The following is a 16,864-nucleotide window of genomic DNA, read 5'->3' on the forward strand; positions in this document are numbered from 1 at the left end:
GCGCCCGCGCGCGCCCGGGCGGCCGCGGGGCGGCGGGGGGGCGGCCCCGCGCCGCGCCGCCCCGCGCGTCTGTGTCCCGGCCACCGAAGGGCACGTTCCTGGTCCCGACGCTGTCGACCTTCCATGTCGAGCTCGACCGCTTCACGCCCGCCGCCCACGAGAAGAAGGCCCGGCTCGCGGAGGCGGCGGCGAACCGGCTGAGCGAGGCGGTACGGCGCCGGGTGAAGGTGGCGCTCGGCACGGACGCGGGCGCCGTTCCGCACGCGCGGAACCTCCAGGAGCCGGGCCACATGGTCGAGTTGGGCCTGTCCCCGCTGGACGCCATCCGCGCGGGGACTCTGAACGCCGCCCAACTCCTCGGCCTGGACGAGTCGTTGGGCACGGTCGAGGCCGGGAAGATCGCCGACGTGGTGGTGTGCGAGGGGGATCCGGTCGCCGACATCGGTCTGCTCGGGGATCCGGCGAACGTGGTGCTGGTCATGCAGAAGGGCCGGATCGTCAAGCGGGGCAGGCCGGTTGGGGGCGCCGGGCAGTCACGGCCTCACGCGGAGCCGGGGCGCCAGTCGTCCTCGCGGCGGGGGCTGGTCGCGCGGTCGCCGGAATCCCTGGCCAGCCGGAACGCGGCCACCGCCCGCCGCTCCGCCTCGTCGTCCACGACGACATCGCGCAACGCGGCGCCCAGCAGGGCCGGGAAGCCGTCGCCGTTCCGCTGCTCAGTCATGTCCGTGTCCATCCCTCGCCGAACCGTCGTCCGACTCCCCCAGCGTCCTGGTACCGGCATCCGTCACACCCTCCGCGGCGAGTTCACGGGCCAGCCGCTTCAGCCCACGGTAGGCCGCCGTACGCACCGCGCCGGGCCGCTTCCCCAGCACCCGGGCGGCGGACGGCCCATCGAGGCCCACGACGACGCGCAGCAGGACCGCCTCCGCCTGGTCGCGGGGCAGGCCGCGCACCAGGCCGAGGGCATGTTCGGTGGAGAGGGACTCCAGTGCCTGGTCATGGGTGCTGTGCGGACCGGGGAGTTCGAGCACGTCCTGTTCGAGCGCCGCCGACCGGGGCCGCACCCGCTGTCTGCGCAGGTGGTCGAGTGCCCGGTGCCGGGCGATGGTCGCCGTCCAGCCGCGGAAGCCCGCCCCGTCGCCCCGGAAGCGGCCGAGGTCGCGGGCGATCTCCAGCCAGGCGTCGGCCGCCACGTCCTCCGCCTCGTCGCCGACCAGCCCGCGCAGATACCCGAGCAGCCCGGGCTGCACGATCCGGTACGCGACCGCGAAAGCGCCGTCGTCGCCCTCCTGGGCGCGCGCGACGGCGGCACCCAGTTCCCCGTCGTGCGCGTGCCCGCGGCGGGGCTCGCCTGTCTGGCCCAAGGACTGTCCTCGTCCGTACGCGAAGAATCCCTACCGGGCGCGGCGGTCCCCCGCACCCCCCATCGCCATCAGCGCCGGACCTCACGGAAGTGTCACAGCGTTCCCGCGAAGGACGGGCACGCCGGGACGGAGGGTCGGGGAGGCGGGCGAACACGGCGGTGCCGACCCGCTGTCGGCCGACGAGTTCCCGCGGTTCGTACGGCACGGCGGGCCGCACCGGCACCTCACCGGTCGCCGCGCGGTTGCGGCGGCACCCCGCGCGAGGTGCCGCCCCTCGCCCCGGCGCCGCCCGCCTGTTTCGGGCGGGGCCAGCAGCGCTAAAGGGCGGTTTCCACGGGCTGTTGGGGTGTCTCCGCCGGAACGGCGCCCGGTGTCGGTACCCGGTCAGTGTTCACCAGGACGCCCGCGATGAGGGCGGCCAGCAGGAGGGAGCCCATCGCCCACCAGGTGGCGACGTTGAAGCCGTGTACCGCGGCCTTGGCCCCGAGGAGCTGCTTGTTGACGCCGGGGCCGGCGTGGGCGGTGGCGTAGCGCGTGGTGACCGTGGCGGCGATCGTGTTGAGGAGGGCCGTACCGATCGAACCGCCCACCTGCTGGGCGGTGTTGAAGGTGGCGGAGGCCGCGCCGGAGTCGCGCGGTGCGACGCCTCCGGTGGCCAGGGAGACCGAGGTCATCATCGCCGTACCCATGCCGAGGCCGAGCATCAGCATGCCGGGCAGGATGTACGTGGCGTACGCGGGCTCCACCCCGACCTGGGCGATCAGCGCGAGCGCGCCCGCCGCGATCAGCAGGCCCGGGACCATGAGGGTGCGCGGCGGGACCCGGTACACCAGCCGGGCCGCGATCTGTGTGGAGCCGGTGATCATGCCGACGGTGATGGGGAGGTAGGCGACGCCCGTCTTGACCGGCGAATAGCCGAGGACGCGCTGCATGTAGTAGGTGAGGAAGAGGAACACGCCGAACATGCCGATGGTGACGAACAGGATGGTGAGGAACGCCCCGATCCGCTGACGGTCCTTCACCACCGTCATCGGCAGCAGCGGAACCCGGGCCCGGGTCTGCCAGAACCCGAACGCGACGAGCAGCACGACTCCGGCGGCGAGCAGGCCGAGGACCAGTCCGTCGCCCCAACTCCGCGACTCCGCCTCGGAGAAGCCGTAGACGAGGGTGAGCATGCCGCCCGAGCCGAGGAGGGCGCCGGGGATGTCGAGGTGGGCCTCCGGGTGCCGCGAGCTGTCGCTGAGCAGCACCCAGGCGCCGGCGAACGCGACCAGCGCGATGGGCACGTTGACGTAGAGGCACCAGCGCCAGTCCAGGTACTGGGTGAGGAAGCCGCCCGCGAGGAGACCGACCGCCGCGCCGGCGCCGACGATCGCGCCGAACACGCCGAAGGCCTTTCCGCGGTCCTTCGGGTCCGTGAACGTCGTCGTGAGCAGGGACAGCGCGGAGGGTGCGAGGAGGGCGGCGAAGACTCCTTGCAGCGCCCGGGCGCCGAACAGCATGCCCTGGTTGGCGGCGGCACCGCCCAGCGCGGACGCGGCGGCGAAGCCGATCAGGCCGATCATGAAGGTGTTCTTGCGTCCGGCGAGGTCCGCGATCCGGCCGCCGAGCAGCAGCAGTCCGCCGAAGGCGAGGGTGTAGGCGGTGATCACCCACTGCCGGTTCCCGTCCGACATCCCCAGGTCGGTCTGGGCGGACGGCAGTGCGATGTTGACGATGGTCATGTCGAGGACGACCATCAACTGCGCGAGCGCGATGACGACCAGCGCCCACCAACGACGGTTCTCGGCCATGTGCCCTCCCCGGTCCGGCAGTTGCTCCCAATCGTCCTCCCGGAGCTCCCGGCTGGGGAACGCAGGCGTCTCTAATTACGCCGATTTTGCCGAGCGCGGGAACCGTCGGACTCCCCCGTTACCGGGGTGCGCCGTTCACCGCGTCCCGGCACAGCAGCCGCAGCGACCCGTGACCGCCGAAACACCGCCGCGCCTCGTCGACGGGGTCCCACAGGCGCCCGTCCGGAGTACGCAGCCAGTGCTCACCGCCGGTCGCCCACCACTCGGCACCGGTCTGCCGCACGATCACCTCGCCGGCGTACGCCCCGAATCCGCGCAACTCGCTCTCCACGGCGGCGTACGGCGCGCCCTCCCGCCGTATCTCCTCGATCATCCGGTCGACGCGCCACAGGCTCCGCGCCGAGTAGTCGAGGCGCACCCGCGCGCCCTCGCGCATCATCGCCACCGCGTCCGCGGCCCACCGCACGGGCTGCGCGGCGACCCTGGGGCGCGACCGCTCTCTCATCAGCTCTGTCACCACACCAGGAGAACCACGGCCGGGTCCTCTTCCGGCACCACGATCCGGACATTCCCCCGGACCGGCGCAGGACCGCCCCATCCTCACCGCACCACGCTCACAGACCGCGCGGAAACGGGATTCCCCTCATCGTCGTCCGCGGGCCCGGCGCGACACCACCGCACGGAGTACCCGGCGGCCCTCCGTCGACACGGCCAGGACCTGGCGGAGTCCGCCCGGGGCGGGGCCGGAGAGGAGTTCGAGCACGGTGATCTGGCGGCGCAGTTCGGCGGCGACGAGCGGCGAGACCCCGTCCGTACGGCCGGCCCGGCGGGCGTCGACCGGGGAGCCGTCGTCGGCGGGGTCGAGGAGCTGGTGGATCCGCAGCGAGGCGAGAGAGCAGGCGTCGGCCCACTCCCGTACCGCGGGCTCGGCCGGGACGTCCGGGGCGGTGTCGAGCATCCGCCGGGCGAGCGGCGCGGCCAGGTCCTCACCGGGTTCCTCGAAGAGGGCGGGCAGTTCACCGCGCGCCTTCTCCAGCCGCTCGCCCCACTCCTCCCCCACCGCGCCGTCCGCGAGGCCGGACCACAACGGCCGCAGCACCTCGTCACCACCGCCCAGCAGCGGCACGCACCGGTCCAAACAAGCCAGCCCGCTGACGGCCAGCGCGCGTTCGTCGGCCCGAGCGATCAGTTCCACCAGAGTCATCCGAACCTCCCTCGACGGGGCCCCTCCCCTATGAGGCCCGCGTTTCCCCTGACTGCGTGCCGCACCCCGGGAGTGTCACACGGGACGACCTCGCGCAGGTCAAGAAAAGGGAACAAGTGGTTTTCAGCCAACGGGACGGAAGCCGACCGCCCGCTCAACCCACCTTGTCCGCAAGGGACTTGAACTGAGTCCAGGTGAGGGCCGGTGTTCCCGGGTCCCACAGCTTCTGGACCGTGGCCCGCAACGGCATCCGGATCCCGGCCGCGACCTGCGCCTGCGTCTGCGAGTTGGCGAGGTCGCACCAGACCGCGAAGGAGCCGCCGAGGATCTGGCCGTCGTACTTCGCGGGGACCGCCCGGGTGCCGCGCAGCACGCGCGGGGTCCACTGCTCGTAGATCCGCCGCCCGGTCGGATAGACGAAGGTCTGCGGCTCGCCGAGGACGTAATACAGGTACTCGTCGTTGTAGTTGAGGACCTTGCGCCCCGCGCTCAGATAAGCGACGGGCTGGCGTGCGCCGATCTCCTTGCCCGTCCAGTACGCCACTTGGAGGTCCTTGGCGGCCTGCACGGACGTCCCCGCGAAGAAGCCGTCGTTCCACACCCGCATCGTCCGGTCGTGGCCCCGGACCGTGTCGGCGCGGTCGTTGAGCCAGCCGGTGGTGAGGTCGGCGACGGTGCCGCCGGAGCCGTAGGCCTTCGTCGCGGCGGCGGCCAACTGCGGGAAGGACGCCTGGGGGTTGGCGACGGTCAGCGCCTGGTACTCGTCGCCGCCGAGGTGCCACTGGTCGCCGGTGAACAACCCGGCGTACTCGTCGAGGAGTTCGTCGACGATCGCGGCGGAGGCGTCCTTGGAGATGTCGACGGCCCCGCGCCTGGCGACACCCGACGCGTTGCGGAGTTGCAGATCAGGATGGGCGGCGATCACCGCGCCCAGGTGCCCCGGTGAGTCGATCTCGGGCACGACGGTGATGTGCCGGGCGGCGGCGAGATCGACGATCCGCTTCACCTGGGCCTTGGTCAGATGGTCCTTGGACACGACCTCCGGATGGCTGGTGGACTCGATCCGGAAGCCCTGGTCGTCGGAGAAGTGCAGGCCCAGCTCGTTGAACTTCAGGTCGCCCAACTCCCGTACCCGGTCCTCGATCCAGGACGCGGTGAACGGCTTGCGCGCGATGTCCAGCATGAACCCGCGCCGCGGCTTGGCCGGCTGGTCGTGCACGACACCCTCCGGCGCCGAACCACCGCCGTGCACCTCCTGCTTGAGCGTCCGGGTGCCGTAGAACACCCCCGAGTCCGAGGGCCCGCTGATGGTGACCCGCCCGCCGCGCACGGTCATCGCGTACGACTCCGGGTTCGCGCCCTCGTCGTCGTTCAGCGCCAGTCGTACGTCCCCGGCGCGCACGTCACCCGCCTCGCCGGCGTACGTCAGCCCCAGCTCACCGGCGATCAGCCGCCCCTCGTCGACGAGGTCGGTGTCGTCGACGACGACCCGTTCCCCCTTGGCGGGGCGCCAGCCGGGGCCGCGCGCGGGGGTGTGCGAGCGGACGGCGGGGATCGTGCGGGGCGTCCGTGACAGCGGGTAGACGCGGGTGGGGCTCGGGGTGGGAGTGGGGGTGCGGGAGTTGACGGCCCGCGAGGAGGTGGAGGTGGAGCCGGAGGGGCTCAGCGCGGCGCCGACCGGGCTCCCGTCGTCCCCGGACGACGCCCACAGCCCGAGACCGACCCCGCCCGCCACCACGGCAGTGGCCGCGGCGACCGCGATCAGCCCCGGCTTCTGCTTCCACTTCACCTGCTTCGCCGACGAGCGGCGCCTGTGCTGGCTCACGGCGCCAACCTACGGCCCCGGGCGGACCTCGAGTGTCCACCACACGTTCCGAAACTCTCCCGTCCGGGTGAAATTCGGGCATCCAACGGACACGTCATGACCACTCCCGATAACGTGGTGACGCACCTCTCACAACACCTTTCACCGCATCCCCTGCCGCACCATCCGTGACGCGAGGATCCACACTGCCTTCGCACCGCCTTCCCCACCTTCCCGGCCGACTGGCCATACCGGCGCTGCCCGAGCAGTCCCGCACCTCGCCGTCCCCGAATTCACTGGCGACCTTCAACACAGCGCCACCCGAGGACGCCCGCCACACCCTCCTCACCTGTCTCCACAGCCACCGCTGGTCCCACCGTCTCACCGACCACCGCCCCTACCCCGACCTCGACGCCCTACTCGCCGCGTCCGACGAGGCGGCGTACGACCTCACGGCGGGCGACCTGGCGGAGGCCCTGGCCGGCGAGTCCCTCCCGGTCCTCCCGGACGACACCTACGAGGCGGCCCACATGGCCCTCGACGCGGCCCACGCGGCGTACGAGGCGAGATTCGGCCACGTGTTCGTCATCTGCGCGGACGCCGTACCCCCGGACGAGGTCCTGGACCACGTGCTGGCAGAGATCCGGTCACGGCTGACAAACGATCCGGAGGAGGAGCGGGTAGTGGTGGCAGAGGAACTCCGGCGCCTCGCACGAGGGCGGCTGGCCAGAGTTTTCTAGGGGCGCGGGGCTGTGTCCGTTTGCGGCTCCGCCGCGTGGGCGCGCTCAGCCACAACGCACCCGCACCCGACCAGCCGCCCGAAACTAGCCCATACGCGCACCTTTGGGTGCCAGTTTGATCACACAAGCAGGCCCGCCGTAAGACCCGTGTCAGCACCTGGTTACGATGCTGAGGGCCGGTGGACCGTACCCGGCCGGGCCCGACCGACAGAGAAGCCGGCGCGGCCCTAAATCCCCGCTCCCGGAGGGTTCTTCCGTGCCGGCTGGAACGCTGTACCGCGGCCGGGAAGGAATGTGGTCCTGGGTGGCTCATCGAGTCACCGGCGTCCTCATCTTCTTCTTCCTGTTCGTACACGTGCTGGACACCGCTCTTGTGCGTGTCTCCCCCGAGGACTACGACAAGGTCGTAGCCACCTACAAGACGCCGATCGTCGCACTGCTGGAGTACGGCCTCGTCGCCGCGATCCTCTTCCACGCCCTCAACGGCCTGCGCGTCATCGCCGTCGACTTCTGGTCGAAGGGCCCGCGCTACCAGAAGCAGATGCTCTGGTCGGTCGTGGGCCTGTGGGTCGTGCTCATGCTCGGGGCGATCTACCCCGTGCTCGGCCACGCCGCTCGTGTTCTTTTCGGGAGCTGACGCAGATGTCCACGACTGAAACCGCGGCGTCGGGCATCGGCCCCGTCGAGAGCGCGTCCGTCTACAACGTAGACAACCCGGCGCCCCTCATCGAGGCCCCCCGCAAGCGCACCAAGAAGACCCCGAAGTCGACCCGGGGCAATTTCGAGATGTACGGCTGGCTCTTCATGCGCCTGTCGGGCGTCGTGCTGGTCGTCCTGGTCCTCGGCCACCTGCTGATCCAGCTCGTGCTGGACGGCGGTGTCTCCAAGATCGGCTTCGCCTTCGTGGCCGGCCGCTGGGCCTCGCCGTTCTGGCAGGTCTGGGACCTGCTGATGCTCTGGCTGGCGATGCTGCACGGCGCCAACGGCCTGCGCACGGTCATCAACGACTACGCGGAGCGCGCGAACACCCGGCTGTGGCTCAAGGGCCTGCTCTACACCGCCACGGTGTTCACCATCCTGCTGGGCACGCTGGTGATCTTCACCTTCGACCCGAACATCCGCTAGGCCACCGGGCTGAGGGACTGAGGAATTCTGATGAAGATCCACAAATACGACACCGTCATCGTCGGCGCGGGCGGCGCCGGTATGCGCGCCGCGATCGAGTCGACGAAGCGCAGCCGCACCGCCGTCCTGACGAAGCTCTACCCCACCCGCTCCCACACGGGCGCCGCGCAGGGCGGTATGGCCGCCGCGCTCGCCAACGTGGAGGAGGACAACTGGGAGTGGCACACCTTCGACACGATCAAGGGCGGTGACTACCTGGTCGACCAGGACGCCGCCGAGATCCTGGCGAAGGAGGCCATCGACTCCGTCCTCGACCTGGAGAAGATGGGCCTGCCGTTCAACCGCACGCCGGACGGCACGATCGACCAGCGGCGCTTCGGTGGCCACTCCCGCAACCACGGTGAGGCCCCGGTCCGCCGGTCCTGCTACGCGGCCGACCGCACCGGCCACATGATCCTCCAGACGCTCTACCAGAACTGCGTGAAGGAGGGCGTGGAGTTCTTCAACGAGTTCTACGTCCTCGACCAGCTGATCGCCGACGTCGACGGCGTGAAGACGTCGGTGGGCGTGGTCGCGTACGAGCTGGCGACCGGCGAGATCCACGTCTTCCAGGCGAAGGCCGTGATCTACGCGTCCGGCGGCTGCGGCAAGTTCTTCAAGGTGACGTCGAACGCGCACACGCTGACGGGCGACGGCCAGGCGGCGGTCTACCGTCGCGGGCTGCCGCTGGAGGACATGGAGTTCTTCCAGTTCCACCCGACCGGCATCTGGCGCATGGGCATCCTGCTGACGGAGGGCGCCCGCGGTGAGGGCGGCATCCTCCGCAACAAGGACGGCGAGCGCTTCATGGAGAAGTACGCGCCGGTCATGAAGGACCTCGCGTCCCGTGACGTCGTCTCGCGCTCCATCTACACGGAGATCCGCGAGGGTCGGGGTTGTGGCCCCGAGGGCGACCACGTCTACCTCGACCTCACGCACCTCCCGCCGGAGCAGCTGGACGCGAAGCTCCCGGACATCACGGAGTTCGCGCGCACCTACCTCGGCATCGAGCCGTACACGGACCCGATCCCGATCCAGCCCACCGCGCACTACGCGATGGGCGGCATCCCGACGAACGTCGAGGGTGAGGTCCTCACGGACAACACCACCGTCGTCCCGGGCCTGTACGCGGCCGGCGAGGTCGCGTGTGTGTCGGTGCACGGCGCCAACCGCCTGGGCACCAACTCGCTCCTGGACATCAACGTGTTCGGGCGCCGGGCGGGCATCGCGGCGGCGGAGTACAGCCAGAAGGCGTCGTACGTCGAGCTGCCGGAGAACCCGGCGCAGCAGGTGATCGACCAGGTCGAGCACCTTCGTGCCTCCACCGGCACCGAGCGCGTGGCGGTGCTGCGGCGCGAGCTGCAGGAGACCATGGACGCGAACGTCATGGTGTTCCGCACCGAGCAGACGATCAAGACGGCGGTCGAGAAGATCGCGGAGCTGCGCGAGCGCTACCGGAACGTCTCGATCCAGGACAAGGGCCGCCGGTTCAACACGGACCTCCTCGAGGCCATCGAGCTGGGCAACCTGCTCGACCTCGCCGAGGTCATGGCGGTCTCCGCGCTCGCCCGCAAGGAGTCCCGCGGCGGTCACTACCGCGAGGACTACCCGAACCGCGACGACGTCAACTTCATGCGCCACACCATGGCGTACCGCGAGGTCGGCGACGACGGCACCGAGTCCATCCGTCTCGACTACAAGCCGGTCGTCCAGACCCGCTACCAGCCGATGGAGCGTAAGTACTGATGGCTACCCCTGTTCTGGACAAGGAAGAAGCGGCCGGCCAGCCCGAGCCCGGCTTCGCCGACTCCCCCTACATCACGGTCACCTTCCGGGTCCGCCGCTTCAACTCCGAGGTCTCGGCGGAAGCGGTCTGGGAGGACTTCCAGCTGGAGATCGACCCCAAGGAGCGCGTCCTCGACGGGCTCCACAAGATCAAGTGGGACATCGACGGCACACTGACGTTCCGCCGCTCGTGCGCGCACGGCATCTGCGGTTCGGACGCGATGCGGATCAACGGCAAGAACCGTCTCGCCTGCAAGACCCTGATCAAGGACCTCAACCCCGAGAAGCCGATCACGGTCGAGCCGATCAAGGGTCTGACGGTCCTGAAGGACCTGGTCGTCGACATGGACCCGTTCTTCCAGGCGTACCGCGACGTCATGCCCTTCCTCATCACGAAGGACACGAACGAGCCGACCCGGGAACGCCTCCAGTCGGCGGAGGACCGCGAGCGCTTCGACGACACCACGAAGTGCATCCTGTGCGCCGCGTGCACGTCCTCGTGCCCGGTCTTCTGGAACGACGGCCAGTACTTCGGCCCGGCCGCCATCGTCAACGCCCACCGCTTCATCTTCGACTCGCGCGACGAGGCGGGTGAGCAGCGCCTGGAGATCCTCAACGACCGTGACGGCGTGTGGCGTTGCCGCACCACCTTCAACTGCACGGACGCCTGCCCGCGCGGCATCGAGGTCACGAAGGCGATCCAGGAAGTGAAGCGGGCACTGATCACGCGCCGCTTCTGAGGTTCCTTCCGCTACGGCCATGAGGGCCCCGTTCCCGGGTGGGAACGGGGCCCTCGGCCGTACCCGTCCCCAGGGACCCTGGGGAGGAGCGGGTCAAGGGTCTTCCCCAGCCCTCTCCCTGGCGACGCCGTACCCGGCGCGCTGCCAACGTTGCGGTTCCAGGCCCCGGTTCGGGGGTCTGGACAGGTCGCGTCGGCTCACTGCCGGGAGGGGCTGGTCTCATGCAGCCGTACGAAGAGGAATACGGAAGGCGTTACCGCGAGGAGGAAGAGGAGTTCGGTGCCGAGGGCCGCCGCGAGGAGCGGGTGGCCGAGTCGCTGGAGAGCCCCTTCGACGAGGAGGAGGAAGTCCAGCTGGCCACAGAGCTGTTGGGGGTCACCTCCGAGGAGGAGCTGGAGGAGTTCCTGGGCAAATGGCTGAGGGCGGCCGCGCGGAAGGCCAACGGCTTTCTGGGGTCCGCGACCGGCAAGGCGGTCGGCGGCATCCTCAAGAACGTCGCCAAGCAGGCGCTGCCCGCCATCGCAGGCGCCCTCGGGACGGCGATCGGCGGACCCGGCATCGGCACCGCGATCGGCGCCAAGGCGGGCGACTGGGCGAGCAACCTGTTCGAGGTCGAGGGCGAGGGCATCGACCACGAGGAGTACGAGTTCGAGACCGCCCGGCGCTTCGTCGCCCTGAGCGGTGCCGCCGCGCGGAACGCCGCGTTCGGCTCACGCCGGATAGCTCCGCGGGCTCTGGCGCAGCAGGCCGTCCACTCGGCGGCGCGCCGCTACGCACCGGGTGTGGCCCGGCGCTTCAGGACCTTCGCCGTGCCGGCCGCTTGGTTCTGGCCGGGACAACCCTTCCCCGTGCCCGTCGAGGAGCCGGCCGTGGCACCGGCCGCCGCCCCCGCCGCCAAGGAGGAGTGGGGCGCCACCCCGGCGCTGGAGGAGTGGCGGCACGGCGAGGAGCGGCGTGAGGAGTGGCGGCACGGCGAGGAGCGGCGTGAGGAGGGGCGCCGCGAGGAACAGCGCGGGGAGTGGGGCAACCGCGAGGAACGGCGCGAGGAGCGGCGCGAGTTCGGTGAGGAGCGGCGCGAGGCCAGGCGCGAGTTCGGTGAGGAGCGCGGCTGGGAGCACGCCGAGGAGGAAGAGGAGGAGTGGGGCCGCGCCGAGGAGGAGCGGCGCGGCCGGGAGGAGGGCTGGGGCCACGAGGAGCGGACGCACCGCGAGGGCCACCACGAAGGCCATCACGAGGGCCACCACAACGGCCGTGCCCGGTCTGGTCGTTGGGTCCGGCAGGGCCGCAAGATCGTCATCATGGGGGCCTGACCGCCATGGACCTGCGGCCGGCAGCCACCGCGCTGCTCGAAGGCGAGGCCCGCGCTCTGCTGACCCGGCTGAACCGGATCAGGCCGTTCGCGCTGCACGAGACCATGGTGCCTGCCGCCGCACCGTCCGCCGCCGCCCAGAGCGCGATCGAGCGCTTCCTCATGGAGGGGCGGAGCAGACTCCGGCATCGGGTCGGCGCGTATCTGGAGTGGCTGGAAGGGCCGGGCGGCGATCGGGACCCCGAGTGGCAGCAGCACCAATTCTCCTTGCTGCGCTGGGAGTTCAACTCCGTACTCAGCCACTTCGACGTCTTCTCGGAAGCCGTCACCCAGCGCAGCGAGCACGACGTCGGGGTGCAGCTCGCCGGGCTGGACGTCGCGGCGGTCGACGCGCTCGTCACACCGGGCACCCCGCTCGCCGACCCGCCGCCCATCATCTGCTACCTCGCCCGAGGCCCGGGCGGCGCGATCCGCCGGGTGCACACCCGCATCCCCGGCGGCGGCCGCAGCCCGGTCTCCCTGATCCGGATCCCCCGCGAACGCATGGTGGGGTACGGCATCGGCTCGTCCCTGGTCCACGAGGTCGGCCACCAGGCGGTAGCCCAGCTCGGGCTCCTCGGATCGCTGCGGCCCGTCCTCTACGACATCGAGCGGCGGGCGGGCACGGCGGCCGAGCGGACGGCCTTCCACTACTGGGGGCTGACCCTCTCCGAGGTGCTCGCGGATCTCTTCGCCGTCGGGAAGCTCGGCATCGGCGGCACCCTGGGTCTGATGGCCGTGGTGAGCCTGCCGCGCCGGCTGGTGCTCGCACCGGCGCTCGACGACCCGCATCCGTTCCCGTACATCAGGGTCCGGCTCAGCTGCGCCATGGGCGACACCCTGTACCCGCATCCGCAGTGGCGGCAGCTGAGCGCGCTGTGGGCCTCGCTCTACCCGCCGCACCGCGCCCCGCGCGAACTGCGCGAGCTGACCGGGCTCCTCGAACGGTCCATGCCCCGCTTCGTACGGCTGCTGGTGGGCCACCGCCCGCCCGCACTGAGCGGCGCCCGGCTGGCCGACCTGATGCCCCGCTCCAGCCGTACACCCGCGCTGCTGCTGTCCCGCTACCGACGCTGGACACGGCAGCCGGAACTGCTGCGCAACGCACCGCCCACGCTGGTCCTGGCGGTCCTGGGCCAGGCCAGGGCCGCGTCCCTGATCACACCCGAGGAGGAGAGCGGCCTGCTGGGGGAGCTGATCACCCACTGGGCCCTTTCCAACACCCTCGACAACCTCGCGCCCGACAGGGGCGCGGGGAACTGCGCGACCAGCCACGACGGCGCCGCAGAAATCCAACAACCCATAGCCGCAAACCCAGCGGAGCGCACACGTTGAGGAGGCCGTCATGGCCACGATCGAAGTACGGCCCCAGCAGATCCAACAGGGCGGACGCGTCTCGCTGTTCGCCACGTCCAGTCACCCGAACGCCACCGTCACCTGGGAAGTCCTCGGTTTCGGCCCGCTGCCGAGCGACCCGCAGGACCCCGCCCGCGCCATCTGGGACGTCCCCGACGACCAGCGGCCCGGCGCGTACACCGCCCGGGTGACATTCCGCAGCCCGAATGTCGCCGACGACGTGGCCACCGCCGACCTCACCGTCCAGGTGCGCCCGATCGCCGCCGGCGACAGCATCAACGTCCAGCTGCGCAGGGCGGGTTCGGACCCGACGGACGACCAGGCGCTGTGGACGGCGATCCGCCGCTCCACCGACCGCATCTCGTTCAACGAGTACACCGCCTTCATCGACCCGCTCATGTCCGGCACCGGACTGCCCGACCCCAGTGAGCCGCGCAAGAAGATCGGGCCGCGCGCCCTGCCGTTCGCCGGCGTGGACGCGTACCGGCTGCTGAAGGTCGCCACCGAGGTGTTCCTCCTCGTGCGCTGCGGGGTCCACGTCGACAGCGCCGACCTGACGTCCCCGTTCGACGGGGTCGACCTGGAGGAGGAGCGGCGCCGCTACGGCGAGCCGGGCGACGTGGACGGCGATGCCTTCGGGCGGGCCATCCAGCAGCGCTGGCTGCGTTACATCTCGGCCCACTCGCCGGGTGAACGCCGCCCGGACGAGCAGGACTTGGCGCTGCTGCCCTACCTCGGGGTGATCCGGCTGAAGCTGGGCGAGCTGGCGATCACGGAGGGGGACAAGTTCGGTGTGGAGGCCTTCGGCATCCTGCGCGACAAGCTGACCTTCCCCTGCTTCCTCGAACTGATCTGGTCGTACTGGCACGAGGAGGGCATGCTGGTCCAGTCGGCCGAGGCGATCGCCGCGCGTTTCCAGAACGTGCACGGCCCCGGCGACTACGACCCGCTGGCCCATGTCGACATCGATCCGCTGCGCGCCCTCAGCCAGCTGCTGTGGGGCTATGTGCAGGACGAGCAGCACCGGCTGTCGCCGCTGCGCCGGGCCTACGAGTACGACCACCAGTACGGGGTCACCCAACTGGCGCCGGGCACACCGCCGATCAGGCCGGTGGACAGCCGGCCGCGGTTCCTGGAGGCCTTCCACACCCTGCTGAGTCTGACGTCCGTGTTCTTCCGCGAGGACGACGACACCACGATCATCGCGGACGGCTTCCCGGTGCTCAACGCGCTCAAGGACGTCCATCTGCTGCTGACCGAGGGCCAGCACAACCAGTACGGCGACCTGTCCTGGACCGCCCGCCAGGAGATGCTGATGGAGGAGTGGCTGCTGGCCCGCCCGGAGATGCGCGAGTTCCTGCCCGGCCGCACGATGGTCGCCTACCCCGAGCAGTGGATGGACCGCGTCGACACCATGAAGCGGCTCCAGGGCTGGACCCCGGACACCGTCATCCACTTCCGCGACCTCGGCCGGTTCGGCGAGCAGCTGCTCCTGTCGATCCGCTACGGCAACTGGAACGCGGTCAACGACCGTACGCAGGCGGCGAACTGGGCCCGCTACTGGCGTTCGGAGATCCAGGGGTACCTGCACTCGTACCGCTCGGTGACGGGCGTGGACCTCGGTCTTGAGCGCACGGACGGGCGCGTCGACGCCACCATGCCCGCCGTACATCTGCGCCGCAGGCTGCTGGAGCAGCAGGGCCGGCACGCCGTCGCCGCGGGCTCCGACCAGCGCGGCGCACGGCAGCTGGGCCGACCCGAGCCGAGGGAATCCCTGAACCGGTCCGAGCCCAGGGCCCAACTGCCGCGCGCCGCCCGGGCACCGCAGGAACTGCCGCGCGGCCGGCAGCCCGAGCGCCGCCCCGCCGGCCTCCCGCCGGGGCGTTCCACCTCGGCCCGGCGCGGCCGCCCGGAAGGGGAGTGAGGTCATGCCGACGACCTCGACCACCGTACGGAACGGGACGGGGCACCCGCCGCCGGCCCGGGCCGGGCACCTGGCCGGCACCACCGCCCGCAACCGCGCCTACGCCCGTTCGCTCGGCTGGGAGGCCCATCTCCCGGCCGTCCGGCGGGTGTTGGACCCGCACCGCACGGACTGGGACTGGGCGGCGCTCGGCTCCGCGACGTTGAAGTGGCAGACGGCGTACGGCATTTCACCGGCGGACGGTCTCATCGGGCCCGCCACCTGGGCGCTGCTGCGCACCGCCGCGGGAGTGGCCGGGGACCCGGCCATCAGCCGTCAACTCCCCGAGTACGGACCCGGTTTCCGCGTGACGGGCCGGCCCACGCACCGGTTCGGGCGGCCGGAGACCGCCCGTGCCCTGCTGGCCGTCGCCGCCGCCTGGCACCGGGCCCATCCGCAGGGGCCGGTGCTCGACATCCGGGATCTCGGCCGCAGCGGCGGCGGCCCGCTGACCGGGCGCGCCTCGCACCGGCTCGGCCTCGAGGCGGACCTCCGCCCGGTGAAGTCCGACCGCCGCCAGGGACCGACGAACTGGCGTCACCCCTCCTACTCGCGGGCGCTCACCCAGGAACTCGTCGACCTGCTGCGGAACAACGGCGTGCTGCCGGTCCACGCGATCTTCTTCAACGACCCGGAGATACACGGCGTGCTGCCCCAGAAGAACCACGACAACCATCTGCATGTGCGCTTCGCGCCGCCGTCGCCAACACCGCCGTCGCCCGCCGCCCGCAGGAACCCCGGCCCGGCTTTGGAAGTCCCGGGCAGCACAGCGCCCCGCAAGGGGCGCGGGGAACTGCGCGACCAGCCCCCACCGGCCCGCGGGGTCATCACGGTGCCTCCAGCGCGCCCCGGCGTCCTGACCGCCCAGGGCAAGGCGCCGTACCAGTTCACCACCGAGGACGTCGAATGGACCGCACGCTTCGTCATCGGAGAGTCCGGCGGCCGGGACGACGCCGACAGCCACGCGGTCATCTGGGCGATGTTCAACCGGTACGCGCTGCTCACCCGCCCCTACTACCGGACGTTCAACGCCTTCCTGCGGGCCTACTCGACCCCGCTGCAACCGGTCCTCAAGAGCTGGGGGGCGAGCAAACGGAACATGGACCGCGCCGACTTCGTCCGCACCGGCGGCACCTTCGGACCGCCCGCCCCGCCCGGCATCCCGCGCGGTCAGCGCCGCGCCTATCTGGACCTCCAGCAACGGCCCTGGGCCCAACTGCCGTCCGCCGCAAGGTCGGTGGCCGTGCGGGCGCTCGGCGGGGCGATCGCCAACCCGATCGGCAACGCCACGGAGTTCGGATCGACGTACGTCTACTTCCACGACGCGAACCGGAGGTATCCGAACCCCGACGAGTGGCGGCGCTTCACCGAGCAGTACGCCGCGAGGATGGGCTGGCGGTGGATCGGCCCCGTGGCGGGCCTGGACCAGAACTCGAACACGTTCTTCGTCCAGCGCAGGCTCGCCGCGCTGCCGGTCCCGGCGGTGCGTGTCCTGGCGGGGTGAGCCGCGGACTCCGACCTACCGGACCGCTCAACGGCACACGCGTTGAACCGCCATGACGGGGCGAGCATCATGGCCCGGAACACCGACGCAACTACGGGG

Annotated in this window: 15 protein-coding genes and 1 pseudogene; 10 read left to right on the plus strand and 6 right to left on the minus strand. The window is 71.2% G+C overall.

What is annotated here, in order from left to right; all coding sequences use genetic code 11:
• Positions 1–227 precede the first annotated feature (227 nt).
• Positions 228–440: pseudogene (locus tag ACFXC1_RS30930) on the plus strand (amidohydrolase family protein); the annotation flags it as partial.
• A gap of 101 nt (positions 441–541) precedes the next feature.
• Here ACFXC1_RS30930 and ACFXC1_RS30935 read toward each other — a convergent pair.
• The 6 genes from ACFXC1_RS30935 to ACFXC1_RS30960 form a co-directional block, all read right to left on the minus strand.
• Positions 542–721 carry a hypothetical protein gene (locus ACFXC1_RS30935; protein ID WP_381248630.1) on the minus strand — a complete coding sequence of 60 codons (180 nt, stop codon included), beginning with the start codon at positions 719–721 and terminating at the stop codon, positions 542–544.
• Entirely contained in the window at positions 714–1,364 is a 651-nt protein-coding gene (locus ACFXC1_RS30940) for an RNA polymerase sigma factor (protein WP_381248633.1), read from the minus strand. Before ACFXC1_RS30940 ends, ACFXC1_RS30935 begins: the two co-directional genes overlap by 8 nt.
• A 317-nt stretch (positions 1,365–1,681) precedes the next feature.
• Positions 1,682–3,157: an MFS transporter gene (locus ACFXC1_RS30945; RefSeq protein ID WP_381248636.1), complete on the minus strand. Its 1,476-nt coding sequence runs from the start codon at positions 3,155–3,157 to the stop codon at positions 1,682–1,684.
• Positions 3,158–3,275: 118 nt separating this feature from the next.
• The gene (locus tag ACFXC1_RS30950) at positions 3,276–3,662 is read right to left on the minus strand and encodes a hypothetical protein (protein WP_381248639.1); all 387 of its coding nucleotides are present in this window, start codon (positions 3,660–3,662) and stop codon (positions 3,276–3,278) included.
• Positions 3,663–3,800: 138 nt separating this feature from the next.
• Positions 3,801–4,361, minus strand: a complete 561-nt coding sequence (locus ACFXC1_RS30955) for a hypothetical protein (RefSeq protein ID WP_381248641.1) — start codon at positions 4,359–4,361, stop codon at positions 3,801–3,803.
• Between the two features lie 154 nt (positions 4,362–4,515).
• Positions 4,516–6,150, minus strand: coding sequence for a beta-N-acetylhexosaminidase (locus tag ACFXC1_RS30960; RefSeq protein WP_381249026.1), 1,635 nt, complete (start codon positions 6,148–6,150; stop codon positions 4,516–4,518).
• A 203-nt stretch (positions 6,151–6,353) separates the two neighbouring features.
• On the opposite strand from ACFXC1_RS30960, the gene ACFXC1_RS30965 reads away from it, so the two are divergent.
• From ACFXC1_RS30965 to ACFXC1_RS31005, 9 genes are all read left to right on the plus strand, one after another.
• On the plus strand, positions 6,354–6,905 hold the full coding sequence (locus ACFXC1_RS30965) for a 2-oxo-4-hydroxy-4-carboxy-5-ureidoimidazoline decarboxylase (protein ID WP_381248644.1): 552 nt from the start codon (positions 6,354–6,356) through the stop codon (positions 6,903–6,905).
• Positions 6,906–7,161: 256 nt separating this feature from the next.
• A complete protein-coding gene (sdhC, locus tag ACFXC1_RS30970; protein WP_037750247.1) occupies positions 7,162–7,542 on the plus strand; it encodes a succinate dehydrogenase, cytochrome b556 subunit in 381 nt (126 codons plus the stop codon).
• A 5-nt stretch (positions 7,543–7,547) separates the two neighbouring features.
• Entirely contained in the window at positions 7,548–8,030 is a 483-nt protein-coding gene (locus ACFXC1_RS30975) for a succinate dehydrogenase hydrophobic membrane anchor subunit (RefSeq protein ID WP_381248647.1), read from the plus strand.
• Between the two features lie 30 nt (positions 8,031–8,060).
• Positions 8,061–9,815 carry a succinate dehydrogenase flavoprotein subunit gene (gene sdhA, locus ACFXC1_RS30980; protein ID WP_362975037.1) on the plus strand — a complete coding sequence of 585 codons (1,755 nt, stop codon included), beginning with the start codon at positions 8,061–8,063 and terminating at the stop codon, positions 9,813–9,815.
• A complete protein-coding gene (locus ACFXC1_RS30985; RefSeq protein ID WP_262056085.1) occupies positions 9,815–10,594 on the plus strand; it encodes a succinate dehydrogenase iron-sulfur subunit in 780 nt (259 codons plus the stop codon). Before sdhA ends, ACFXC1_RS30985 begins: the two co-directional genes overlap by 1 nt.
• Before the next feature lie 221 nt (positions 10,595–10,815).
• Complete coding sequence (locus ACFXC1_RS30990) at positions 10,816–11,904, plus strand: hypothetical protein (RefSeq protein WP_381248652.1); 1,089 nt, start codon at positions 10,816–10,818, stop codon at positions 11,902–11,904.
• Between the two features lie 5 nt (positions 11,905–11,909).
• Positions 11,910–13,277, plus strand: a complete 1,368-nt coding sequence (locus tag ACFXC1_RS30995; RefSeq protein WP_381248655.1) for a hypothetical protein — start codon at positions 11,910–11,912, stop codon at positions 13,275–13,277.
• 10 nt (positions 13,278–13,287) lie between these two features.
• On the plus strand, positions 13,288–15,222 hold the full coding sequence (locus ACFXC1_RS31000) for a carbohydrate-binding protein (protein WP_381248658.1): 1,935 nt from the start codon (positions 13,288–13,290) through the stop codon (positions 15,220–15,222).
• A gap of 4 nt (positions 15,223–15,226) precedes the next feature.
• Positions 15,227–16,765: a penicillin-insensitive murein endopeptidase gene (locus ACFXC1_RS31005; RefSeq protein WP_381248660.1), complete on the plus strand. Its 1,539-nt coding sequence runs from the start codon at positions 15,227–15,229 to the stop codon at positions 16,763–16,765.
• Positions 16,766–16,864: the final 99 nt, after the last annotated feature.

Origin of the sequence: Streptomyces hokutonensis, assembly GCF_042751305.1 — a bacterium.
GTDB classification, from domain to species: Bacteria; Actinomycetota; Actinomycetes; order Streptomycetales; family Streptomycetaceae; genus Streptomyces; species Streptomyces hokutonensis_A.